Annotated in this window: 16 protein-coding genes and 2 rRNA genes (1 of these 18 running past the window's edge); 10 read left to right on the forward strand and 8 right to left on the reverse strand. The window is 65.0% G+C overall.

The annotated features are described in order from the left end of the window. Window positions 1–2506, forward strand: a 23S ribosomal RNA gene (locus tag NH8B_RS02145) (it extends 385 nt beyond the left edge of the window). Between the two features lie 116 nt (window positions 2507–2622). Then, window positions 2623–2736: ribosomal RNA gene (rrf, locus tag NH8B_RS02150) — 5S ribosomal RNA — on the forward strand. 116 nt (window positions 2737–2852) lie between these two features. On the opposite strand, the gene NH8B_RS02155 is transcribed toward rrf, so the two are convergent. Then, entirely contained in the window at window positions 2853–4325 is a 1473-nt protein-coding gene (locus NH8B_RS02155; RefSeq protein ID WP_014085807.1) for a MocR-like pyridoxine biosynthesis transcription factor PdxR, read from the reverse strand. 94 nt (window positions 4326–4419) lie between these two features. On the opposite strand from NH8B_RS02155, the gene NH8B_RS02160 reads away from it, so the two are divergent. The 4 genes from NH8B_RS02160 to NH8B_RS02175 all read left to right on the forward strand — a co-directional run bounded on the left by NH8B_RS02160 (window position 4420) and on the right by NH8B_RS02175 (window position 7641). Then, the gene (locus tag NH8B_RS02160; RefSeq protein WP_014085808.1) at window positions 4420–4827 is read left to right on the forward strand and encodes a rhodanese-like domain-containing protein; all 408 of its coding nucleotides are present in this window, start codon (window positions 4420–4422) and stop codon (window positions 4825–4827) included. 47 nt (window positions 4828–4874) lie between these two features. Then, window positions 4875–5471: a GNAT family N-acetyltransferase gene (locus NH8B_RS02165; protein WP_014085809.1), complete on the forward strand. Its 597-nt coding sequence runs from the start codon at window positions 4875–4877 to the stop codon at window positions 5469–5471. A gap of 1 nt (window position 5472) precedes the next feature. Further along, window positions 5473–6111, forward strand: coding sequence for an FMN-binding negative transcriptional regulator (locus tag NH8B_RS02170; protein WP_014085810.1), 639 nt, complete (start codon window positions 5473–5475; stop codon window positions 6109–6111). A 90-nt stretch (window positions 6112–6201) separates the two neighbouring features. Beyond that, the gene (locus tag NH8B_RS02175; protein WP_014085811.1) at window positions 6202–7641 is read left to right on the forward strand and encodes a hypothetical protein; all 1440 of its coding nucleotides are present in this window, start codon (window positions 6202–6204) and stop codon (window positions 7639–7641) included. A gap of 120 nt (window positions 7642–7761) precedes the next feature. Here the strand turns inward: NH8B_RS02175 and gabD are convergent, their stop codons facing one another. From gabD to NH8B_RS02205, 6 genes are all read right to left on the reverse strand, one after another. After that, window positions 7762–9222: an NADP-dependent succinate-semialdehyde dehydrogenase gene (gabD, locus tag NH8B_RS02180; protein WP_014085812.1), complete on the reverse strand. Its 1461-nt coding sequence runs from the start codon at window positions 9220–9222 to the stop codon at window positions 7762–7764. Window positions 9223–9431: 209 nt separating this feature from the next. Next, complete coding sequence (gabT, locus tag NH8B_RS02185) at window positions 9432–10697, reverse strand: 4-aminobutyrate--2-oxoglutarate transaminase (RefSeq protein WP_014085813.1); 1266 nt, start codon at window positions 10695–10697, stop codon at window positions 9432–9434. A 490-nt stretch (window positions 10698–11187) separates the two neighbouring features. Beyond that, window positions 11188–12489 carry a TolC family outer membrane protein gene (locus NH8B_RS02190; RefSeq protein ID WP_014085814.1) on the reverse strand — a complete coding sequence of 434 codons (1302 nt, stop codon included), beginning with the start codon at window positions 12487–12489 and terminating at the stop codon, window positions 11188–11190. 119 nt (window positions 12490–12608) lie between these two features. Further along, complete coding sequence (locus NH8B_RS02195; protein ID WP_014085815.1) at window positions 12609–15740, reverse strand: efflux RND transporter permease subunit; 3132 nt, start codon at window positions 15738–15740, stop codon at window positions 12609–12611. 10 nt (window positions 15741–15750) lie between these two features. Then, a complete protein-coding gene (locus NH8B_RS02200; RefSeq protein ID WP_014085816.1) occupies window positions 15751–16824 on the reverse strand; it encodes an efflux RND transporter periplasmic adaptor subunit in 1074 nt (357 codons plus the stop codon). A gap of 15 nt (window positions 16825–16839) precedes the next feature. Further along, a complete protein-coding gene (locus tag NH8B_RS02205; RefSeq protein ID WP_014085817.1) occupies window positions 16840–17499 on the reverse strand; it encodes a TetR/AcrR family transcriptional regulator in 660 nt (219 codons plus the stop codon). A 141-nt stretch (window positions 17500–17640) separates the two neighbouring features. Here NH8B_RS02205 and argB point away from each other — a divergent pair, with 141 nt between their 5' ends. From argB to fdhA, 3 genes are all read left to right on the forward strand, one after another. Then, entirely contained in the window at window positions 17641–18516 is an 876-nt protein-coding gene (argB, locus tag NH8B_RS02210; RefSeq protein ID WP_014085818.1) for an acetylglutamate kinase, read from the forward strand. Window positions 18517–18755: 239 nt separating this feature from the next. Continuing rightward, on the forward strand, window positions 18756–19211 hold the full coding sequence (locus tag NH8B_RS02215) for a CBS domain-containing protein (protein WP_014085819.1): 456 nt from the start codon (window positions 18756–18758) through the stop codon (window positions 19209–19211). A 365-nt stretch (window positions 19212–19576) separates the two neighbouring features. After that, window positions 19577–20773: a formaldehyde dehydrogenase, glutathione-independent gene (fdhA, locus tag NH8B_RS02220; RefSeq protein ID WP_008955621.1), complete on the forward strand. Its 1197-nt coding sequence runs from the start codon at window positions 19577–19579 to the stop codon at window positions 20771–20773. A gap of 81 nt (window positions 20774–20854) precedes the next feature. On the opposite strand, the gene NH8B_RS02225 is transcribed toward fdhA, so the two are convergent. Continuing rightward, on the reverse strand, window positions 20855–21631 hold the full coding sequence (locus NH8B_RS02225) for an IclR family transcriptional regulator (RefSeq protein WP_014085820.1): 777 nt from the start codon (window positions 21629–21631) through the stop codon (window positions 20855–20857). A gap of 163 nt (window positions 21632–21794) precedes the next feature. On the opposite strand from NH8B_RS02225, the gene NH8B_RS02230 reads away from it, so the two are divergent. Then, window positions 21795–22982 carry an acyl-CoA dehydrogenase gene (locus NH8B_RS02230; protein ID WP_014085821.1) on the forward strand — a complete coding sequence of 396 codons (1188 nt, stop codon included), beginning with the start codon at window positions 21795–21797 and terminating at the stop codon, window positions 22980–22982. The last annotated feature ends 205 nt before the right edge of the window (window positions 22983–23187 follow it).

Raw genomic sequence — 23187 nt, forward strand, 5'->3', positions numbered from 1 at the left:
CGAAATCCTGTCTGAAGATGGGGGGACCATCCTCCAAGGCTAAATACTCGTGATCGACCGATAGTGAACCAGTACCGTGAGGGAAAGGCGAAAAGAACCCCGGGAGGGGAGTGAAATAGAACCTGAAACCGGATGCATACAAACAGTGGGAGCCTCGCAAGGGGTGACTGCGTACCTTTTGTATAATGGGTCAGCGACTTACGTTCAGTAGCGAGCTTAACCGAATAGGGGAGGCGTAGGGAAACCGAGTCCGAATAGGGCGCTTTAGTTGCTGGGCGTAGACCCGAAACCGAGTGATCTATCCATGGCCAGGATGAAGGTGCGGTAACACGCACTGGAGGTCCGAACCCACTAGTGTTGCAAAACTAGGGGATGAGCTGTGGATAGGGGTGAAAGGCTAAACAAACTCGGAGATAGCTGGTTCTCCCCGAAAACTATTTAGGTAGTGCCTCATGTATCACTTCCGGGGGTAAAGCACTGTTATGGCTAGGGGGTCATTGCGATTTACCAAACCATGGCAAACTCTGAATACCGGAAAGTGCGAGCATGGGAGACAGACGGTGGGTGCTAACGTCCATCGTCAAGAGGGAAACAACCCAGACCGCCGGCTAAGGTCCCAAATGATCAGTTAAGTGGTAAACGAAGTGGGAAGGCCTAGACAGCCAGGATGTTGGCTTAGAAGCAGCCATCATTTAAAGAAAGCGTAATAGCTCACTGGTCGAGTCGTCCTGCGCGGAAGATGTAACGGGGCTCAAACTGATAACCGAAGCCGCGGATTTGCACGCAAGTGCAGATGGTAGGGGAGCGTTCTGTAGGTCTGTGAAGGTGTGTCGTAAGGCATGCTGGAGATATCAGAAGTGCGAATGCTGACATGAGTAGCGATAAAGCGGGTGAAAAGCCCGCTCGCCGAAAGCCCAAGGTTTCCTACGCAACGTTCATCGGCGTAGGGTGAGTCGGCCCCTAAGGCGAGGCTGAAAAGCGTAGTCGATGGGAAACGGGTCAATATTCCCGTACTTTCGTATAGTGCGATGTGGGGACGGAGAAGGTTAGGTCAGCCAGGTGTTGGATGCCCTGGTTCAAGCCGGTAGGTGGAAGGAGTAGGCAAATCCGCTCCTTTGTTAACACCGAGACGTGATAACGAGGTTCTACGGAACCGAAGTGACTGATACCACGCTTCCAGGAAAAGCCACTAAGCTTCAGCTATACGAGAACCGTACCGCAAACCGACACAGGTGGGCAGGATGAAAATTCTAAGGCGCTTGAGAGAACTCAGGAGAAGGAACTCGGCAAATTGATACCGTAACTTCGGGAGAAGGTATGCCTCTTAAGGTGTAGGACCTCGCGTCTGAAGCCTCGAGAGGTCGCAGAGAATCGGTGGCTGCGACTGTTTATCAAAAACACAGCACTGTGCCAACACGAAAGTGGACGTATACGGTGTGACGCCTGCCCGGTGCCGGAAGGTTAAGTGATGGGGTGCAAGCTCTTGATCGAAGCCCCGGTAAACGGCGGCCGTAACTATAACGGTCCTAAGGTAGCGAAATTCCTTGTCGGGTAAGTTCCGACCCGCACGAATGGCGTAACGATGGCCACACTGTCTCCTCCTGAGACTCAGCGAAGTTGAAATGTTTGTGAAGATGCAATCTCCCCGCTGCTAGACGGAAAGACCCCGTGAACCTTTACTGTAGCTTTGCATTGGACTTTGAACAGACTTGTGTAGGATAGGTGGGAGGCTATGAAGCTGAGACGCTAGTTTCAGTGGAGCCGTCCTTGAAATACCACCCTGGTGTGTTTGAGGTTCTAACCTTGGTCCGTGATCCGGATCGGGGACAGTGCATGGTAGGCAGTTTGACTGGGGCGGTCTCCTCCCAAAGTGTAACGGAGGAGTTCGAAGGTCACCTAGGTACGGTCGGAAATCGTGCTGATAGTGCAATGGCATAAGGTGGCTTAACTGCGAGACCGACAAGTCGAGCAGGTGCGAAAGCAGGACATAGTGATCCGGTGGTTCTGAATGGAAGGGCCATCGCTCAACGGATAAAAGGTACTCCGGGGATAACAGGCTGATTCCGCCCAAGAGTTCACATCGACGGCGGAGTTTGGCACCTCGATGTCGGCTCATCACATCCTGGGGCTGTAGCCGGTCCCAAGGGTATGGCTGTTCGCCATTTAAAGTGGTACGTGAGCTGGGTTCAAAACGTCGTGAGACAGTTTGGTCCCTATCTGCAGTGGGCGTTGGAAGTTTGACGGGGGCTGCTCCTAGTACGAGAGGACCGGAGTGGACGAACCTCTGGTGTACCGGTTGTCACGCCAGTGGCATTGCCGGGTAGCTAAGTTCGGAAGAGATAACCGCTGAAAGCATCTAAGCGGGAAACTCGCCTGAAGATGAGACTTCCCTGAGGGCTTGACCCTCCTGAAGAGTCGTTCGAGACCAGGACGTTGATAGGTCGGGTGTGGAAGCGCTGTGAGGCGTGAAGCTAACCGATACTAATTGCTCGTGAGGCTTGATCCTATCATTTGAGTGGCTTGGGCCACGCGGTGAATAGAGTGCGACGTACGATCGATTACCCAATTCGAAATGGAAGCTGAGAGGCTTCCAGGCTTCTTCCCGTTTGTTGACAGTTTATGTCTGGCGGCCTTAGCGAGGTGGTCCCACCCCTTCCCATCCCGAACAGGACCGTGAAACGCCTTAGCGCCGATGATAGTGCGGCCTTGCCGTGTGAAAGTAGGACACCGCCAGACTCCCCTCATGAAAGCCCAGCTCATCCGAGCTGGGCTTTTTGCTTTGTGCTGGCGGAATGCATCCTCCACCGCGTCCATCTTCCCCCTCTCCGCAGACGGCAAGAAAAAAGGCCGGATCACCGGCCTTGGTGCTGCATTTCCTGTTCGAACAATTCCGCCATCCGTCGTGCTGCACGGCACAACTCGGCTTCCGGCACCCCGGCGTATCCCAGTACCAGTCCCCGCCGTGTGGCCGGTCCCCAGAAATGCCGGGCGAGCGGACGCAGCCATAGTCCTTCGCGCGCGGCGACGGCGCTCAGCTGCTGCTCGTTCACCGTACCCGGCAGGCTGGCGACCAGGTGCATGCCGGCCTCGCCGGGAGAGAGCGGCAGCTGTTCCCCCAGGCTCTGATGCAGTGTTTCGCGCAGCAGCGTCTGGCGGATCTGGTAGAGCTCGCGCATGCGCCGGATGTGGCGCGCAAAGTGGCCTTCGGCGATGAAGTCGGCCAGTGCCGCCTGTATGGCGTAATGCCCTTCGCGGTATAAGCGGGCGTAGCTGGCGCGGAACGGATCGATCAGGGCTTCCGGCAGAACCAGATACCCCAGGCGCAGGCCGGGATACATGACCTTGCTGAAGGTGCCAAGATAGATTACAGCGCCACCGTTGGCCAGCCCCTGCAGCGAGGCGAGCGGCTGCGAGTGGTAGCGGAATTCGCTGTCGTAGTCGTCCTCGACGATCCAGCTGCGGTGGGCTTCGGCCAACTTCAGCAACTCCAGACGCCGTCCCAGCGTCATCACCACGCCACTGGGGTATTGGTGCGACGGGGTGACATAGATCAGCCGGGGAGCGCGCGCGGGAGGGGCCAGGGCCGGGTTCAATCCTTCTGCATCGACCGGAACCGGCACGATGTCGAGGCCGGCGGCGGTCATCGCCGCCTGCGCCCCGGCGTAACCGGGTTCTTCCAGCCAAACCGTGTCGCCCGGATCGGCCAGCAGGCGGGCGCACAGTTCCAATGCCTGCTGGGCGCCCTGAGTGATCACGATCTGTTCCGGACGGCACAGTACCGAGCGTGACTGGCGCAGGTAATCGCACAGCACCTCGCGCAGCGCCGGCAGTCCGCCATCGTGGCAGTAGCCGAGCCAGTCGAGGCAGGGCTGCTTGTTGTGGCGCGACAACAGACGTTGCCATTGCTGCTGCGGGAAGGCATCCAGCGCCGGGACGCCGGGTGCGAAGGCGCCGAGCACGCCTTGCGGCAGATTGCTGTGGCGACTCAGTTGCTCGCCGCGCTGGCTGAGGCCGGGCAGGCGGGCTTCTGCCGCGGGTGACGGTGAGTCGCGCCCGGTGAAGACATCCGAGACGTAGGTGCCCGAGCCGTGCCGGCTCTCCAGGTAGCCTTCGGCCTGCAGCTGGTCGTAGGCCGCGAGCACGGTGTTGCGCCCCAGTTGCAGCTCGCGTGCCAGCTGGCGCGAGGCGGGCAGGGTGCTGCCGCCGGATAGACGTCCCTGGCGGATCCAGTCGCGCAGCTGATGATAGAGCTGGCGGTGCAGCGCTGCGCTGCCCTCGCGCTGGAGGACTTGCTGCAGGGCGTCGACGATCCAATCGCTGCTCAAGGTGGTTCCTTCATCGATAGCAAAGTGGTTCTTTTGACGGGATGACTTTGCCTGTAGCCTGACTCCATGTCCACTCTGGGAAGAGGAGTCCGAGATGCTGATGGATCCGTGTGCGTTTTATGCGGCCAAGCTGGCCTACGAAATCGATTCGGCCGATGTCTACGCCATGCTGGAGCGTGGCGAACCGCTGTTGCTGATCGATGCCCGCTCGGCCGATGCCTATGCCCGCGAGACCCTGCCCGGTGCGCTCAGCCGGCCGCATCGGCTGATGACGGCGGAGAGCACCGCGGGTCTGCCGCGCGACCGCCTGCTGGTGACGTTCTGCGACGGCATCGGCTGCAACGCGTCGACCAAGGGGGCGCTGAAGCTGGCGGAGCTGGGGTTCCCGGTGCGCGAACTGATCGGCGGTGTCGATTGGTGGAAGCGCGACGGCTATGCGACCGTGACCGGCGAGCTGGCACGGCAAGCCGGGCCGAGCGGTCCGGCGGCCTGCTCATGCTGAGGGTGGCGCCATGAAGCGCTTTGATACGTGGTTGAAGGGAGCATGCAATGAGGTTCTGTGAGCCGATCACCTTGAATGGACGGTACGCCCGGCTGGAGCCGCTGACGCTGGAGCACCATGATGGTCTGGCGGCAGCGGTCCGCGACGGGGAGTTGTGGCGTTTGTGGTATACCGCGATCCCGACCCCGGACGGCATGCGCGCCGAGATCGAGCGCCGTCTGACGCTGTGGGAGCAGGGCAGCATGCTGCCGTTCGCGATACGCCGGCTCGACAGTGGCGAGCTGTGCGGCATGACCACCTTCATGAATGTCGAACAGGAACGTCGGCGTGTCGAGATCGGTTCGACCTGGTATGCGCAGAGCGCGCAGCGCACCGCGATCAATACCGAGTGCAAGCTGATGCTGCTGGCGCATGCCTTCGACACGCTGGGCTGCATCGCCGTGGAGTTTCGCACCAGCTGGATGAACCAGGCATCGCGCGCGGCGATTGCCCGGCTCGGGGCCAAGCAGGATGGCATCCTGCGCAATCACCAGCTGCTGGGCGACGGCGTTTACCGCGACACCGTGGTGTTCTCGATCATCGACCAGGAGTGGCCGGCGGTGCGGCAGCACCTGCGCTTCAAGCTGGATAGCCGGGAGGCGTGAGATGTGCCTGCCCAAACATTTCGAGGCCCCGAGCACGGAGGCCATGCACGAGCTGATGCGCTTGGCGCCGTTGGCCATGCTGGTGGCGTCGACGGCGGCGGGGCTCGAGGCTAACCACATCCCGCTGCTGTGGTCGCCCGATCCGGCCCCGTCGGGCTGCCTGCGCGGCCATGTCGCGCGCGCCAACCCCTTGTGGCGCAACGTCACGGGGGAGTGCGAGGCACTGGCGGTCTTCCACGGTCCCGACGCCTATGTGTCGCCGGGCTGGTATCCGAGCAAGCACACGGACGGCAAGGCGGTGCCGACCTGGAACTACGTGGCGGTGCACGCCTACGGCCGGCTGCGTGTGATCGACGACCGGGACTGGCTGCGCGAACAGTTGACGCTGCTGACGGCCGAGCACGAAGCCGGCATGGCGTCGCCCTGGCAGTTGAGCGATGCCCCGGCCGACTACATCGACAAGCTGTTGGCGGCGGTGGTCGGCATCGAGCTCGTCGTCAGTCGGCTGGAAGGCAAATGGAAGGCGAGCCAGAACCAGCCCGCGGCTAACCGGGCGGGCGTGGCCGCCGGGCTGGCGGCGAGCGGCGACGCCGGAGCGGCACGGATGGCGGCGCTGGTGGCGGCGAGAGGGGCGCGCTGAGCGAGCGGGCTGGAGAGGTCGATAGGTTTCACCGCTGGCTCGGCTCGGAGTAAAATACAATGTTTATTCCGCTGATCGATGTAGAGACCGATGAAACCCCATCCCCGCAATGCCCGCATCAAGGGCGAGCCGCAGCCGCCCAGCCGTTTCATTTTCGGCGACGCCGTGGACGAGGCCGGACTGGAGCCGTGGGAGTACGTGGTCCACACCGGATCGCCCGCCTTCGTCTGCCGCCTGGTCGGCAACGACGTGACGCCGTTCGCCGGCCGCGACAGCACCGAGTTCGCCAGTGCCGTGCTGTTCGACGACGACGAGCAGCTGACCCATTACGTCTGCAACAGCGGCTTCAGGCTGTTCGATTTTTCCTTCCGCGACGAGGTGCCCAGCGCCGCCCGCCTGCAGTCCATCTGCGACGAGGCGATGACGGCCTATCAGCGCCTGCAGCAGGTCTACAACGAGCGCGACATGGGGCCGAAGGCGCGCGAGATGCGGGTCGGGCCGAGCGAGCCGCTGCCGCCGGCCGAGCGTGCGCGCGCGATCCGTTCTCTAACCGAAACCGCCCAGGCCGCGGTGGTCGACCCGGTGCGTCGGGTGCAGCTCTCCGCCGACGTGCAGATGGCGTTGGCGGGTGGCGACCAGGCCGTGTTCACCGAGGCCCAGCTGGCGTTGCAGGGCGAGGTGCCGGCGCGCCAACTGCTGGTCGATACCGCGCGCGACTGCATCGCCTTCCCGGAGGTGGTGCGCCAGGACGGCAGCAGCGTGTCGTTCGAGCTGTGGGCGCTGCCGCTGGCGTTCTCGCGCGCGCAGGGCGGGGTGTGGTGGCACTTCCCGCTGCTGGAGCGCATCGAGGGGGTGTTGGCCGATGCGCTGGACGTGCCGTCGCAGGCCATCCTGTGGGTGTCGCCGACCCTCTTCACGCTCGACATGCTCAACGAGCGCTCCTGCCAGAACCTGGTGCACCTGGCGCCGGTGATGGACAGCGGCTGCGATTTCGCCCCGGTCGAGCCGGAGCCGGCGCGCGCCACCTTCGAGGCGGCGCGCAAGACCCAGCAGCCGCAGCTGGTGCTGGCGTGGATTCCGTTCATCGTCGAGCGCGGCGTGCTGACCGTGGAGCGCGTGCGTCAGCTCGGCCGCAAGGCGCTGGAGCTGACCATGCCGGTGGTGCAGCAGGCCATCGCCAGCGAGATGGAGTACGGCGAGGCCGAACTGTTCACGCCGCTGCCATGGTGGGAGGCGTTGTCCGCCGGGGTGCAGGCCTGGAACCGCAAGCGCCTGGGCATGACGGTGGCGCTGGTGGTGGCGGGCCAGGGCGGTCTGCAGGAGCTGGAAGCCGTGGCGGAGTATCAGCCCGAGCTGCAGGGCTACGACGTCGGCCTCAAGCTGAAAGGCAGCGAGGAGGTCCTGGCCCATACGCCGTGGATGCTGGTGCCGGATGTGGCGCCGGACCGCGAGCTGTCGTTCCACGACCTGGCCTCCTGCCTCAAGGAAGCAGGGATTCCGCTGTCGGAGCGGGTGGCGCGGCTGCACTGAGACCGGGCGTTGCCGCCAAGGTTGGCCGAAGCCTGTCGTTCGGCCAAGCGGCAAAAAAAAAAGGGGCCGGTCTCAGCCGGCCCTAATTCGCTTCACACCTGACAGGGTCTTACAAATTCATCAGCGGTCGATACCGCCCAGCAGCACGTACTTGATTTCCAGATAGTCTTCGATGCCGTACTTGGAGCCCTCGCGGCCCAGGCCGGATTGCTTCACGCCACCGAACGGCGCGGCCTCGTTGGAGAGGATGCCGCTGTTCACCGCGACCATGCCGTACTCCAGGCCTTCGGAGACGCGGAAGATGCGGCCGATGTCGCGCGCGTAGAAGTACGAGGCCAGGCCGAACTCGGTGTCGTTGGCCATCTGGATCGCTTCTTCTTCGGTCTTGAAGCGGAACAGCGGCGCCAGCGGGCCGAAGGTTTCTTCCTTGGCGACCTTCATCTGCGGCGTCACGCCGGTGATCACGGTCGGCTCGAAGAAGCTGTGGCCCAGGGCGTGGCGCTTGCCGCCGGTGACCAGCTTGCCACCCTTGGCCAGCGCGTCGGCGATGTGCTCTTCCACCTTGGCCACCGCGTTCAGGTCGATCATCGGGCCTTGCGTCACGCCGGCTTCCAGGCCGTTACCCACCTGCAGCTTGGCGACGGCGGCGGCGAATTTCTCGGCGAAGGCGTCGTACACGCCGTCCTGCACCAGGATGCGGTTGGCGCAGACGCAGGTCTGGCCGGCGTTGCGGTACTTGGAAATCATCGCGCCTTCGACCGCGGCGTCGAGGTCAGCGTCGTCGAACACGATGAATGGTGCGTTGCCGCCCAGTTCCATCGACACTTTCTTCACGGTATCGGCACACTGCGCGATCAGCTTGCGGCCCACTTCGGTGGAGCCGGTGAAGGAGAATTTCTTCACCGTGTCGGAGCCGGTCAGTACGGCGCCGATTTCGCTGGAGCCACCGGTGATCACCGAGAACACGCCTGCCGGGATGCCGGCGCGGTGCGCCAGCTCGGCGATGGCCAGCGCCGACAGCGGCGTCTGGCTGGCCGGGCGCACCACCATCGGGCAGCCGGCGGCCATGGCCGGAGCGGCCTTGCGCGTGATCATGGCGTTGGGGAAGTTCCACGGCGTGATCGCGGCAGTGACGCCGATCGGCTCCTTGGTCACCAGGATGCGCTTGTCGGCACCGGTGGACGGAATGGTGTCGCCGTAGATGCGCTTGGCTTCTTCGGCATACCACTCGATGTAGCTGGCGCCGTAGGCAATTTCGCCCTTGGCCTCGGCCAGCGGCTTGCCCTGTTCGGCGGTCAGGATGACGCCGAGGTCTTCCTGGTTGGCCATCATCAGGTCGAACCACTTGCGCAGCAGGTTGGCCCGCTCCTTGGCCGACTTCTTCTTCCAGCTCTTGAACGCTTCGGCAGCGCCGGCCACGGCGCGCTCGGCTTCGGCGCGGCCCATTTTCGGCACGTGGGCGATGGTCTCGCCGGTGGCGGGGTTGGTGACCGGGATGGTCTCGCCGTTGTCGGCGTCCAGCCACTCACCGTTGAGGTAGCACTGCTGCTTGAGCAGCGACGGGTCTTTCAGGTTCAGCATCATGTTCTCCGTGTGCGGGACACTTCGGCCAACCTGGACAGGTTGGCCGAAGGTGGGGCGACTCAGAACCTACTCACGATCTTGCTGCGCATCCCTGATCGGGGCTCATGTGCGGCTCGAAATCCTCATGTACTGTGTGTACATTCCGGTTTCTGCGCTGCTCTTCGCCCCGCTGAGGGATGCTCGCGACAGATCGTGAACAGAGGTTCTCAGGCGCGCAGGGCGGCGTCGAGCTTGGCCAGCGCTTCCTGGAATACGCTGTCCTCGATGGTCAGCGGGAACAGGAAACGTACCACGTTGGCGTAGGTGCCGCAGGTCAGCAGGATCAGGCCGGACTCCAGCGCCTTCTGCTGCACCTTCTTGGTGAACTCGGCATCCGGCTCGTGGCTGCCCGGCTTGTTGAATTCGACGGCGATCATCGCACCCAGACCACGCACTTCGGCGATCTGCGGCACGGCCTGTTTCAGACCGTGCAGTTTTTCCTTCAGTTCCTCGCCCAGACGGTTGGCGCGCTCCAGCAGCTTTTCTTCCTGGATCACACCGATCACGGCCTTGGCCGCGGCCAGCGCCAGCGGGCTGCCGGCGTAGGTGCCGCCCAGGCCGCCCGGGGCCGGGGCGTCCATCAGTTCGGCCTTGCCCACCAGCGCGGCCAGCGGGAAGCCGCCGGCCAGCGACTTGGCCAGCGTCATCAGGTCCGGCGCCACGCCGAAGTGTTCCATCGCGAATAGCTTGCCGGTGCGGGCGAAGCCGGCCTGTACCTCGTCGGCGATCAGCAGGATGCCGTGCTGGTCGCAAAGCGCGCGCAGGGCTTTCACCCACTCGGTCGGGGCCGGCACGAAGCCGCCTTCGCCCTGAACCGGTTCGAAGATGATGGCGGCGACGCGCGACGGCTCGATGTCGTACTTGAACAGACGCTCGAGGCTGGTCAGCGAGTCGGCGATCGACACGCCGTGCAGCGCATTCGGGTAGAGGCCGTGGTAAATGTCGGCCGGGAACGGGCCGAAGCCGATCTTGTACGGGGCGACCTTGCCGGTCAGCGCCATGCCCATCATGGTGCGGCCGTGGAAGCCGCCGCCGAAGGCGATCACGCCGGAGCGCCCGGTGGCGGCGCGCGCCACCTTGATGGCGTTTTCCACGGCTTCGGCGCCGGTGGAGAAGAACGCGGTCTTCTTGGCGTAGTCGCCCGGGGTCAGGGCGTTGAGCTGCTCGGCCACCTCGACGTAGAGCTCATAGGGGACAACCTGGTAGCAGGTGTGGCTGAACTTGTTCAACTGTTCGGCCACGGCAGCCTGCACCTTGTCGTGAAGGTGACCGGTATTCAGGACGCCGATGCCGCCGGCGAAATCGATGTAGCGGTTGCCTTCCACGTCCCACAGCTCGGCGTTCTTGGCGCGTTCGGCGTAGAAGCCGCACATCACGCCGACACCGCGCGGAGTGGCGGCGGCTTTGCGTTGCTGCAGTTGTTGGTTGCTCATGAGGTCTCTCCTGTGTTCTGTGCCTGTGTGTCGGGCTGAGTGGGGTGGTCTCTACGGGTCCATGCCGGGGGCCCTGCGGCGATAGCGGCGTGCGCCGTCGTCGTGGGCCGCTCTGCTGAATCGGTCTGGGCCCGGCGAGCAGCACGGGTTGAGCAAATTCTAGACGGGTGTTTATTAAAAAGCTACGTTGTACTTAATAAATTAAACGGCAGGACGGCGCGAGTGTTGCGCTGCCGCCAAAGAAAACCGGCCGGAGGAAGCCGGCCGGAGGGCGAGTAAAGGAGCGTAAGCGTTTGTTTAGAAAGGAAGAAGTCAGGACTTTAGCCAAGCCCGACGGGCTGTGCTCGAATCGTGCCACGGCGCAGGCACGCAGGCGGTGGCGAGGGGCAGGAGCGGCCACCGTGCCGGGCGGTGCTAAACAAAGCGGGGCATCGCGCTGTGCCGGGGCCGGCGCACCGCCCGCTCATCGCGCCGGCACGCCGTGTGAGGCTCAGCGCACGATGTAGGCGTTGACCTCGGCCAGCTGCTGCGGCCCCAGCTGGCCGGCGGCCTGCGCCAGCTGCAGCTTGGCGAGCAGGTAGTTGTAGCGTGCCTTGGCCAGCTGGGTCTGGTCGTTGTAGTACTCCTGCTCGGCCTGCAGCAGATCGAGGTTGGTGCGCACGCCGACCTCCTTGCCGAGCCGGGTGGAGTCGAGCTTGCTCTTGGCCGAGACCAGCAACTGCTGCTGCGCCTTGACCAGGGCCGCCCCGCTGGTGACGCCCAGATAGGCCTGGCGCACCTGCTCGCGCACCTGGCGGCGCGTCGCTTCCAGCTTGTCCTTGGCGCTGTTCTCGTTGGCCGCCGCCTCACGCACCCGCGAGTTGATGCCGCCGCCGGCGTACAGCGGCAGCGTCAGCTGCAGCCCGACCGAGGACGCTCGGGTGTGCGCGGGGAGGGTGCTGTTGTCGGTGTTGTCCTTGTAGCCGGCGGTGAGCGACACCACCGGCAGGCGCTGCCCGCGCTTCTCGGTCAGGTCCTGACTGGCCAGCGCCAGGTTCTGCTCCTGTGCCTTGATGTCGAGGTTATTGGCCAGCGCCTGGGCGATCCAGCCGTCGAGATCGACGTTGGTCGGCTGATCCAGCGGCAGCGCCGGCGTGACGGCCTGCACCGCGAGCGGATCGAGCCCGGTGAGACGGCGCAGGGCGTTGCGCTTGATCTCGAGATCGCTCTCGGCGAGGATTTCCTGCGCCACCGCGCCGTCGTAGCCGGCCTGCGCCTCGTGGGTGTCGGTGATGGTGGCGGTGCCGACCTCGAACGCGGTCTTGGCCTGCTCCAGCTGGCTGGCGAAGGCCTTCTTGGTGGCCTGGGTGGAGGCCAGCGTGTCCTGCGCCAGCAGCACGTTGAAGTAAGCCTGCGCCACGTCGACGATCAGCTGTTGCTCGCTGGCGGCGAAGCGGGTGTCGGCCAGGGCGCTGCTGGTCTTGCCCTTCTGGTAGCCGGTGTACTTGCTGACGTCGAACACGGGCTGCGTCAGCTGCACGCCGACGCCGTGCGTGGTGAAATTGCCGCCGGCGACGGAGGGCTGGATCAGGTTGGTGCGGCTGTAGTCGGCGCTCAGCGCCACCTGCGGCAGCAGGCCGGCACGGCCCTGCGGCGCTTTTTCGTGGCCGGCGTCGCGGTCGTAGCCGGCGGCGGCGAAGGACGCGTCGTAGCCGCGCGCCTGCTGCCAGGCCTCCACCAGGTCGAAGGCCTGGGCCGGCAGCGCCGCGGCGGCGATCAGCAGAGCGGTCAGGGTACGGATGCGTGATGTCATTGCTGTTCTCGTCAAAGGCTGTTGCCGGAGCCTGTTCCGGATGATGTCGTTCTGGTTCGGGGCCGCCGCGCCGGTAACGGCGTGGCGGGCGGCTTCCCGGCCGAGGCGTGCCATGCTCGTCATGCCTCGGCGCCTGCCGGCTGCGGTGCCGTGCCGGGCGCCTCCGGAGTGGCGCGCGCGACGTGGTCCTGCGCATGCGGCGCGGCACGCCGCACCTTGAACCACTGCGCGTACAGCGCGGGCAGGAACAGCAGGGTCAGCACCGTGGCCACCAGCAGCCCGCCCATGATCGCCACCGCCATCGGCCCCCAGAAGGTGCTGCGCGTCAGCGGAATCATCGCCAGGATCGCCGCCAGCGCGGTCAGCATGATGGGGCGGAAGCGGCGCAGGGTGGAGCCGACCACGGCCTCCCAGCGCTCGATGCCCTCGCCGATGTCATGCTCGATCTGGTCCACCAGAATAACCGAGTTGCGCATGATCATGCCCGACAGCGCGATCACTCCCAGCATCGCCACGAAGCCGAACGGGGCACGGAAGGCGATCAGCGTCAGCGTCACGCCGATCATGCCGAGCGGCGCGGTGAGCACCACCATCAGCGTGCGCTGGAAACTCTGCAGCTGCAACATCAGCAGGGTCAGCACCACCACGATCATCAGCGGCGCCACCTTGGCGATGGCCTGCTGCGATTTCACGCTGGATTCGACCGAGCCGCCCATCTCGATGTGATAGCCCAGCGGCAGCGTGGCTTCCAGCTGCTTGAGACGGGGAGCCAGCGCCTGCACCACGTCCGCCGCCTGCACGCCGTCGGCGGTGTCGGCGCGTACCGTCACCGTCGGCAGCCGGTTGCGGCGCCAGATGATGCTCTCCTCCGGCTGGTACTCGATGCGCGCCAGCTGCGACACCGGGACGAAGCGTCCGTTCGCGGCCTGCACCATCAGGTTACCCAGGCCGGCGACGTCGGTCTTCTCGGCCGGATTGAGGCGCGCCTCGACGGTGATGGTGCGGTCGCCCTCGCGCAACTCGGTCACGGCGGCGCCGGAGATCAACAGCTGCAACTGCCGGCCCAGGCTCTGGCTCGACACGCCGAGGGTACGGGCGCGGTCCTGATCGATCACCAGGCGCAGCGACTTGATCTGCTCGCCCCAGTCGTTGTTGACCTGGCGTGTGCCGGGCTGGCTGCGCAGCAGCGCTTCCAGCCGCGCGGCGATGCGTTTCACTTGCTCGTGGCGTTCGCCCATCACCCGATACTGTACCGGATAGCCTACCGGCGGCCCGTTTTCCAGCCGGATCACGCGTCCGCGCAGCGCGGGGAAGTCGCTGTCGAAGGCGCGCTCCAGGTCGCGCTTGACCGTTTCGCGCACCTTTTCGTCCCGGGTCATCACCATCAGCTGGGCGTAGTTGAGGTGCGGCATCTGCTGGTCGAGCGGCAGGTAGAAGCGCGGCGAGCCGCCGCCGACGTAGCTGGTGATGCTGTCGACGCCGGGGTGATGGGCGAACATCGCCTCCAGCTTCTTCGTCTCGCGCTCGGTGGCCTGGTAGCTGGCGCCCTGCGGCAGCCACAGGTCGACCAGCAGTTCCACGCGGTTGGAGGAGGGGAAGAACTGCTGCGGCACGAACAGCCTGAACGCCCCCAGCGACAGCAGGAACAGCGCCAGCGTGGCGGCGATCACGCTCTTGCGGTGGTCGAGACACCATTCCAGCACGCTGCGAAAGCGCCGGTAGAACGGCTTGTGGTAGACGTCGGCGTGCTCGCCCTCGGCCTTGAACGTCGGCAACAGCTTGAAACCGAGGTAGGGGGTGAAGATCACCGCCACCACCCACGACAGCACCAGCGCCAGCCCGACCACGGCGAACAGGCTGAACACGTATTCGCCGGCGTTGGACTTGGCGAGCCCCACCGGCAGGAAGGTGGCGGCGGTGATCAGCGTGCCGGTGAGCATCGGGAAGGCGGTGCTGGTGTAGGCGAAGGTGGCCGCCTGGTAGCGGTTCCAGCCCTGTTCCAGTTTCAGCGCCATCATCTCCACCGCGATGATGGCGTCGTCCACCAGCAGGCCCAGCGCGATGATCAGCGACCCCAGCGAGATGCGCTGCAGGTCGATGTTGAAAAAGTACATGGCGAGGAAGGTCATCGCCAGCACCAGCGGGATCGACAGCGCCACCACCACGCCCGAGCGCCAGCCCAGGCTGAAGAAGCTCACCGCTAGCACGATCACCACCGCCTCGATCAGCGAATGCATGAACTCGCTGATCGAGTGCTGCACCACCTTGGGCTGGTCCGACACCGGTGAAATCTCGACGCCGAGCGGCAGCGCCGCCTTGACGCGTGCCAGCAACTGGTCGAGGTCGCGTCCCAGCCGCAGCACGTCGCCGCCGTCCTTCATGCTGATGGCAAGCCCCAGCGCCGGTTTGCCGTTGAAGCGCATGCTGAAGCCGGGTGGGGTGACGAAGGCGCGGTGTACGGTGGCGATGTCGGCGAGGCGGAAGCTCTGGCCGTTCACCGTGATCGGGGTATTGCGCACCGCCTCCAGGGTGCCGTAGGCGCCGCTCGGGCGTACCCAGATGCGTTCGCCGGCGGTCTCGAATACCCCGGCCGGCGTCACCGCGTTCTGCTCGGCCAGCGCGTTCCAGACGGTGCGGGTGTCGAGCCCCAGCGTGGCGAGCCGGGTGGTGGAAAGGTCGACGTAGAGGCGCTCCGGCTGCTCGCCGACGATGTCGACCTTGCCGACGTCGGGCAGGCGCAGCACCTCCTGGCGCGTGCGGTCAGCGTAGCGGCGCAGCTCCTCGGCGCTGAAACCGTCGCCGGTGAAGGCGAGGATGTTGCCGAAGGTGTCGCCGAATTCGTCGTTGAAGAATGGGCCTTTCAGGTCGGCAGGCAGGTTCTGGCGGATGTCGCCGAGCTTCTTGCGCACCTGGTACCACTGCCCCGGCACCTTGTCCGGCGCGATGCCTTCGCGCAGGTTGAGCAGCAGCTGCGCCTCACCGGGCTTGGTGAAGCTCTTGACGTATTCCAGCCCGTCCAGCTCCTGCAGCTTCTGCTCCAGCTTGTCGGTGACCTGCTGTTCCATCTCGCTGGCGCTGGCGCCGGGCCACACCACCTTGACCATCATCGCCTTGAAGGTGAACGACGGGTCTTCCTTCTGCCCCAGCTGGGTATAGGCCCAGGCGCCGGCCAGCATCAGGGTGATCATCAGGTACAGCACCAGCGCCTGGTGCTTGAGCGCCCACTCGGACAGGTTGAGTCGTTGTTTCATGGCGGGCACCTCAAGGCTGAAGCAGGCGGACCGGCTGGCCGTCGCGCAGCAAGTGCACGCCGGCGCTCACCACCTGTTCCCCGGTTTTCAACGCGCCGCTGACGCGGGCAACGCTGTCGTCGATGCCCTGCACGCTGACCTCTCTTCGGCCAACCTTGTGGCTCTTGGGATCGATCACCCAGACGTAGTGCCGGCCGTCCTGGTCGAGCAGGGCGGAGAGCGGCAGCTGCAGGTTCCGGTCGCTGTCCGGCGCCGGCAGCGTCACGGTCGCGCTCATGCCGAGCGCCAGCCCGGCGTTGGCGCCGTCGAGGCTGATGCGCGCGGCGTAGGTGCGGGTGGAGGGGTCGGCGTCGGCCGACAGCTCGCGCAAGCTGCCGTTGAAGGTCTGGCCGTCGGCCCACAGCTTCACCTGCAGCGCCTTGGCTGCCCGCAGCGCCGCCAGGGCGTTCTCCGGCACCTGGATCGCGACTTCGCGCGCGCCATCCATGGCCAATTTCAGCACCGGCTGGCCGGCGGCGACCACCTGGCCGGCCTCGGCGCTGACGCTGCCGATCACGCCGTCGGCGTCGGCGACGAGCGTGGTGTAGGCGCTCTGGTTGCGGCTGCCGGCCAGCTGAGCCTGGGCCTGCTGCAGCTTGGCGCGCGCGGCGTTGACGGTGTTCTGTTGGCGCTCGACCTGGGCCGGGCTGATGAACTGCTTGCCCAGCAGTTCCTGGGAGCGCCTGAGGTCGGCCTCCTGCTGCATCAGGTCGGAGCGGGCGGCGGTGAGCTGGGCCTGTTTGGCGGTGAGGTCGAGTTCGTAGTCGCTGGCGTCGAGCCGGGCCAGGAGCTGCCCTTTCTTCACCCGCTCGCCGGCATTCACCAGGCGCTGGGCGATCTTGCCGCCGACGCGGAAGGCCAGCGGCGTTTCCTGCCGGGCGCGGATATCGCCGGCAAAGCGGGCGCCAGGCAGGGAAGCGTTGTCGCCGGCGGTGACGTAACGCACCGGGCGGATCTCTTCCTGTACCGTCGCCTCCTTGGCACAGGCGGCGAGCCCGAACACCGCCACGGCGGTGAGGAGCCAGCGAGAGTGAGGTGTCTTCATCGTGTTGGGCCTTGCTTAGTTGTTGTTATGACTGGGGGCGCACAGGCCGTTGAGGACCAGGTCGAGGGCCTCGGCCAGATGATGGCGCGAATTCTTGTAGGAATAGCCGGCGCCCTCCGGCACCACCTTGCCGAACGAATGCGCCCAGGTCATCGCCAGCACCAGCGGCGCCAGCAGGGCGTCGGTGGCGCTCTCGATCGGCACCGCGCGGAATTCCCCGTTGGCGATGCCGCGCTGCAGGATGCGGCCGACCATGCAGAGGCTGGGCTGGATCACCTCGGCGGCGTAGAACTGCGCGAGTTCGGGGAAGTTGGTGGCCTCGGCGATCACCAGCTTGCAGATACCCGCCAGCTCGGTGCAGCCCACCTCGTCCCACCACTTGAACATCAGCTGCTGCAACAGCTCGGCGGCGCTGCCGCTGTGCTGTCGTTCAATCTCGGCGAATTCGGCGAAGCGCGACGACAGGTTGACCTGGATCACCGCCTTGAAGATTTCTTCCTTGTTCTGGAAGTACAGGTAGGGCGTGCCCTTGGTGACGTTGGCGGCGTGCGCGATGTCTTCCATCTTGGTGGCGCGAAAGCCTTTTTCGACGAACAGGCTCAGGGCGGCGTCGAGGATTTCCGACGGCCGGGCGTCTTTCTTGCGCTGCCAGCGCGGCAGGGTGGGTTCGCTCATGGTGATTGCTGAATGCTTGTTCAGTAGTGGAATGCAAATGTACTAAGCGCGGAGGCGGTTGGCAATTAATAAATAACAGTTCAGCAACGTGATTGATTACAATGCAACACTTCCCGTATCCCCTTACCCAGGAGACCGCACGTGACCGTATCCGCCACCGAGAAGGCGCTCATCCTCGCCGAGGCGCTGCCCTACATCCGCCGCTTCAACGACAAGACCATCGTGATCAAGTACGGCGGCAACGCGATGACCGACGACAAGCTGAAGGAGGACTTCGCCAAGGACGTGGTGCTGCTGAAGCTGGTTGGCCTGAACCCGGTTGTGGTGCATGGCGGCGGCCCGCAGATCAACGACATGCTGGAACGCGTCGGCAAGCACGGCGAGTTCATCCAGGGCATGCGCGTCACCGACCAGGAAACCATGGACGTGGTGGAAATGGTGCTGGGCGGCCAGGTCAACAAGGAGATCGTCTCGCTGATCAACCAGCACGGCGGCAAGGCCGTGGGCCTGACCGGCAAGGATGGCCACTTCATCCGCGCCCACAAGCTGTTCCTCAAGGGCGAGGGCGAGGGCGAGCAGATCGACATCGGCCGCGTCGGCGAAATCGACGTGATCGATCCGGCGCTGGTGTCGCTGCTCGACTCGCAGGACTTCATCCCGGTGATCGCGCCGATCGGTGTCGGCAGCGACGGCGAGGCCTACAACATCAACGCCGACCTGGTGGCCGGCAAGTTGGCCGAAACCCTCCATGCCGAGAAGCTGGTGCTGATGACCAACACCCCGGGCGTGCTGGACAAGAACGGCAAGCTGCTGACCGGGCTGACTGCCGAGAGTGTCGAGGCCCTGTTCGCCGACGGCACCATTCACGGCGGCATGCTGCCCAAGATCAGCTCCGCACTCGACGCCGCCAAGAACGGCGTAAACTCGGTGCACATCATTGACGGCCGCGTCCCGCACGCGCTGCTGCTGGAAATCCTCACCGACGCCGGCGTCGGCACCATGATCCGCGCCAAGTAAGCGCGGCTGGGCAGCTATTCGTTCCGGATCATCTATAGTGGAGGCATAGTTCCAAAAAGCATTAGACGCGAGAACGCGAAGGCAAGTGAGCGGGGCCACAGACAGTACAGCAAGTACGGCAAGTGCTCGCTGAGCGAATCTTGAAGATTCGCACGCCGTCTGCGTAGCGCCGCCGACAAAGTTATCGTGTTTAAGGCGAATTGGAACAACAGGTCCAAACGTCTGCAAAGGGGGATCGCATGCAAACCGTACGACAATTGCTCGACAGCAAGCCCAACCGGCAACTGATCTTCGTCAGTCCCGACGCCACGGTGTTCCAGGCCCTGCAGGTCATGGCCGAACAGAACGTCGGGGCGGTACTGGTGATGCACGCCTGCGACGTGCACGGCATCTTTTCCGAGCGCGACTACGCGCGCCGCGTGGTGTTGCAGGGGCGGACTTCGGCCGGCACCCACGTGCGCGAGATCATGACCAGCCGCGTGGTGTACGTGACCCCCGAGCAGACCGTGGACGAATGCATGGCGCTGATGACCGAGAAGCGCATCCGCCACCTCCCCGTGATGGAGGGCTGCGAAGTGCTGGGTGTGGTCTCGATCGGCGATCTGGTGCGCGCCACCCTCGAAGAGCAACAGCTCACCATCGACCAGCTGGTGCACTACATTCAGGGTGCACCGGCCAGCCCTCCCCGGATGTAAGCGCACGGCAACAAGACGCCCGGCCTCGTGCCGGGCGTTCTGCTGCCGGCCTGACCCCTTTTCCTGTTGTATCCCCCCAACGCTTTTCTGCCGTACCACCCCCGCTAGGCGCTGTCGCCCCTGGTTGTTTGCGGCGGCGGCCGGCCGCTGTCGTATTGCCATGAAGCTCCGTTCTGGCTCGGCGATGGCGTGGTAGCCGGTGCAAGACGGGGGCGTTCGATTTTTCCGCATGTCGGTTTTTGGCCGTTGTGGGGCGTTTTCTGCCTCGTTGCCGGGGGGCGATCGCGCCTATTGTCGCGAAGCGCGCCGGCCGACGCTTTGCCGTCGCCGTGCGTGTAACCCATCGAAAAATTCGGAGGCAGACAATGAGCGACAATCGCGGTGTGGTGTATCTGGGGCAAGGTCATGTCGAGGTGCAATCCATCGGCTACCCGAAAATGGTCGATCCGAGCGGCCGGCCGATCGGCCACGGCGTCATCCTCAAGGTGGTGACGACCAATATCTGCGGCTCGGACCAGCACATGGTGCGCGGCCGCACCACGGCCGAGGTCGGGCTGGTGTTGGGCCACGAAATCACCGGCGAGGTGATCGAGATCGGCCGCGACGTCGAGACGCTGAAGATCGGCGACCTGGTGTCGGTGCCGTTCAACGTGGCGTGCGGCCGCTGCACCACGTGTAAGGAACAGCACACCGGGGTGTGCCTGAACGTCAACCCGTCGCGCGCCGGTGGCGCCTACGGCTACGTCGACATGGGCGGCTGGATCGGCGGCCAGTCCGAGTACGTCATGGTGCCGTACGCCGACTTCAACCTGCTCAAGTTCCCGGACAAGGACAAGGCGATGGAGAAGATCCGCGATCTGACCTGCCTGTCCGACATCCTGCCCACCGGCTACCATGGCGCGGTGACGGCCGGGGTGAAACCGGGCTCGACCGTCTACATCGCCGGCGCCGGTCCGGTTGGTATGGCCGCTGCCGCTTCGGCGCGTCTGCTGGGCGCCGCGGTGACCATCGTCGGCGACATGAACCCCGAACGTCTGGCGCACGCCCGTGCAGTGGGCTTCGAGACCGTGGACCTGTCGCTCGACGCCACGCTGGGCGAGCAGATCGCGGCCATCCTCGGCACCCCCGAGGTGGATTGCGCGGTGGACTGCGTCGGCTTCGAAGCGCGCGGCCACGGCACGCACGCCCACGAAGAGGCGCCGGCCACGGTGCTCAACTCGCTGATGGAGGTCACCCGCGTGGCCGGTGCCATCGGCATTCCGGGCCTGTACGTGACCGACGACCCGGGCGCGACCGACGCCGCCGCCAAGCGCGGCAGCCTGTCCATCCGCTTCGGTCTGGGCTGGGCCAAGTCGCACTCCTTCCATACCGGCCAGACCCCGGTGATGAAGTACAACCGCAACCTGATGCAGGCCATCCTGTGGGACCGTCTGCCGATCGCCCAGATCGTCAACGTCAGCGTGATCTCGCTCGACGAGGCCCCGAACGGCTACCGTCAGTTCGACGGCGGCGCGCCGCGTAAATTCGTCATCGACCCGCACGGCACGCTCAAGTCGGCCTGATCGTTCCGTCACAAACCAAGCGGGCGAACGCAATGCGTTCGCCCGCTTTTTCTTTGTCTGGCGTTGTGGCTGTGGGCGGCGTCAGGCCGCCCCCGGCGCGATGCGCCGCGCCATCTGCTGCAGTGCCGGCGCGATGTCGCGCTCGAAGCGCTCCGCGGTGAACAGCGCCGCCGGGCCGCTGGCGTTCAGGCTCATCGGCGGCTGGCCCGGAATCGGCGACGGCAGCGGCACGCCGACCGCCATCACCTCCGGCACGAACTCCCCGAACGAGCTGGTGTAGCCCAGCTCGCGGCATTGTTGCAGCGCGGCGTCGAGGCGGTTCTTGATCGGCGGCCAGTTGCCGCCGTAGCGGCTGGCCAGTTCTTCGTCCAGCCGTGCCCGCTCGCTGGCGCCAAGCCCTGCATAGCAGGCGCGGCCGATGGCGGTGGTGGCGACCGGCACGCGCGAACCGACCGTCAGCTGCACCGACACCCGCGCCGCGCTGCGGCAGGTCTCCAGGTACACCATGTCGCTGCCGTCGCGCATCGCCAGGCTGACCGAGACATTGTGCGCCAGCGCGAACTCGCGCATCAGCGGCGCGGCGGCACGGCGCACGTCGTAGCTCGCCAGCACCACCGAGCCCAGTTCCAGCACCGCCAGCCCCAGTCGATAAAAGCCGCTGTCCGCTTCGTGGCTCAGGTAGCCCAGCTGGGTCAGGGTGTGGGTCAGCCGCGACACCGTGGATTTGGGCAGGCCGGTGCGGCGCGCCAGCTCCTGGTTGGACAGCCCGCTCTCGCCGGAGCGGAAGGCGGACAGCACCGTCAGGCCGCGTGCCAGCGCGGTGACGAACAGCCTGTCCTTGTCGTGCTCTTCCGTCATGGTGTTCTTCTTCCTGTGGGTTTTGGCGCGGCAAGCATAGCCTGCCTGCTCGTTGCGGCCAAGAAAACGCTTTACAAGCCAGCGTGGCGCTTGCTAGTCTATTTCACATAGTAAAACCAAATTCCGCATAGCGGAACAACGAAACCGCAAAGGAGAGTCGCCAATGGCCGCCCCGACCAGCCGTGCCCCGTTTTCCTGGGAAGATCCGCTTCTGCTGGAAACCCTGCTGACCGAAGAAGAGCGCATGGTGCGCGATACCGCCCACGCCTACTGCCAGGAACGCCTGATGCCGCGCATCCTGACCGCCAACCGCGAGGAGCGCTTCGACCGCGAGATCATGAGCGAGATGGGCGAGCTTGGCCTGCTGGGTTGCACCATCGACACTCACGGCTGCGCCGGCCTATCCCACGTCGCCTACGGCCTGATCGCCCGTGAAGTCGAGCGCGTCGATTCCGGCTACCGCTCGGCGATGAGCGTGCAGTCGTCGCTGGTGATGCACCCGATCTGGGCCTACGGCACGGAAGCGCAGAAGGACAAGTACCTGCCCAAGCTGGCAACCGGCGAGTGGGTCGGCTGTTTCGGCCTGACCGAGCCGGACGCCGGTTCCGATCCGGCCGGCATGAAGACCCGCGCGCGCAAGGTCGACGGCGGCTATCAGCTCAAGGGCAGCAAGATGTGGATCACCAACAGCCCGATCGCCGACGTGTTCGTGGTCTGGGCCAAGGACGATGACGGCGAAATCCGCGGCTTCGTGCTGGAAAAGGGCATGCAGGGCCTGTCGGCGCCGAAGATCCACGGCAAGTTCTCGCTGCGCGCCTCGATTACCGGCGAGATCGTGATGGACGACGTGTTCGTGCCGGAAGAGAACCTGCTGCTGGGCGTGAAGGGCCTGAAGGGGCCGTTCGGCTGCCTCAACAAGGCGCGCTTCGGCATCGCCTGGGGCGCCATGGGCGCCGCCGAATTCTGCTGGCACGCGGCGCGCCAGTACACGCTGGACCGCAAGCAGTTCGGCCGCCCGCTCGCCGCCAACCAGCTGATCCAGCTCAAGCTCGCCAACATGCAGACCGAGATCGCGCTGGGTCTCGCCGCGGCGTTGCAAGTCGGCCGCCTGATGGATGCCGGCCGCGCCGCACCCGAAATGATCTCGTTGATCAAGCGCAACAACTGCGGCAAGGCGCTCGACATCGCCCGCGTCGCGCGCGACATGCACGGCGGCAACGGCATCGCCGACGAATTCCACGTCATCCGCCACGTGATGAACCTGGAGGCGGTCAACACTTACGAGGGCACGCACGACGTGCACGCCCTGATTCTGGGCCGGGCCCAGACCGGGATTCAGGCGTTTGCCTGATAGGGAGCGGCCGCCGAGGCTCCACCCGGCGGCCATGGTCGTTCCTGTCTGTTCTTGAGGCCCGGCTTGTCCGGGCCCTTTTTTCTGCCGTGACAGCCCAGAGTGGATGGCGGACCGTCCGTTGCGGCCTGTTTCGGCCAACCTTTATGACAAGTTTGCAGAGCCTGTCCCAGTAGGCGTAGCTGCCTAATGGAGCAGGGTCTTA

This window comes from Pseudogulbenkiania sp. NH8B (assembly GCF_000283535.1).
Lineage (GTDB): Bacteria > Pseudomonadota > Gammaproteobacteria > Burkholderiales > Chromobacteriaceae > Pseudogulbenkiania > Pseudogulbenkiania ferrooxidans.

Bases quoted from the DNA above. Each gene is read 5' to 3' on its own strand.
- gabT (WP_014085813.1), bottom strand. From the start codon at position 10,697: ATGAGCAACCAACAACTGCAGCAACGCAAAGCCGCCGCCACTCCGCGC.
- NH8B_RS02170 (WP_014085810.1), top strand. From the start codon at position 5,473: ATGTGCCTGCCCAAACATTTCGAGGCCCCGAGCACGGAGGCCATGCAC.
- NH8B_RS02225 (WP_014085820.1), bottom strand. From the start codon at position 21,631: ATGACGGAAGAGCACGACAAGGACAGGCTGTTCGTCACCGCGCTGGCA.
- fdhA (WP_008955621.1), top strand. From the start codon at position 19,577: ATGAGCGACAATCGCGGTGTGGTGTATCTGGGGCAAGGTCATGTCGAG.
- NH8B_RS02230 (WP_014085821.1), top strand. From the start codon at position 21,795: ATGGCCGCCCCGACCAGCCGTGCCCCGTTTTCCTGGGAAGATCCGCTT.
- NH8B_RS02165 (WP_014085809.1), top strand. From the start codon at position 4,875: ATGAGGTTCTGTGAGCCGATCACCTTGAATGGACGGTACGCCCGGCTG.
- NH8B_RS02175 (WP_014085811.1), top strand. From the start codon at position 6,202: ATGAAACCCCATCCCCGCAATGCCCGCATCAAGGGCGAGCCGCAGCCG.
- NH8B_RS02195 (WP_014085815.1), bottom strand. From the start codon at position 15,740: ATGAAACAACGACTCAACCTGTCCGAGTGGGCGCTCAAGCACCAGGCG.
- NH8B_RS02215 (WP_014085819.1), top strand. From the start codon at position 18,756: ATGCAAACCGTACGACAATTGCTCGACAGCAAGCCCAACCGGCAACTG.
- NH8B_RS02190 (WP_014085814.1), bottom strand. From the start codon at position 12,489: ATGACATCACGCATCCGTACCCTGACCGCTCTGCTGATCGCCGCCGCG.
- NH8B_RS02160 (WP_014085808.1), top strand. From the start codon at position 4,420: ATGCTGATGGATCCGTGTGCGTTTTATGCGGCCAAGCTGGCCTACGAA.
- NH8B_RS02205 (WP_014085817.1), bottom strand. From the start codon at position 17,499: ATGAGCGAACCCACCCTGCCGCGCTGGCAGCGCAAGAAAGACGCCCGG.
- gabD (WP_014085812.1), bottom strand. From the start codon at position 9,222: ATGCTGAACCTGAAAGACCCGTCGCTGCTCAAGCAGCAGTGCTACCTC.
- NH8B_RS02200 (WP_014085816.1), bottom strand. From the start codon at position 16,824: ATGAAGACACCTCACTCTCGCTGGCTCCTCACCGCCGTGGCGGTGTTC.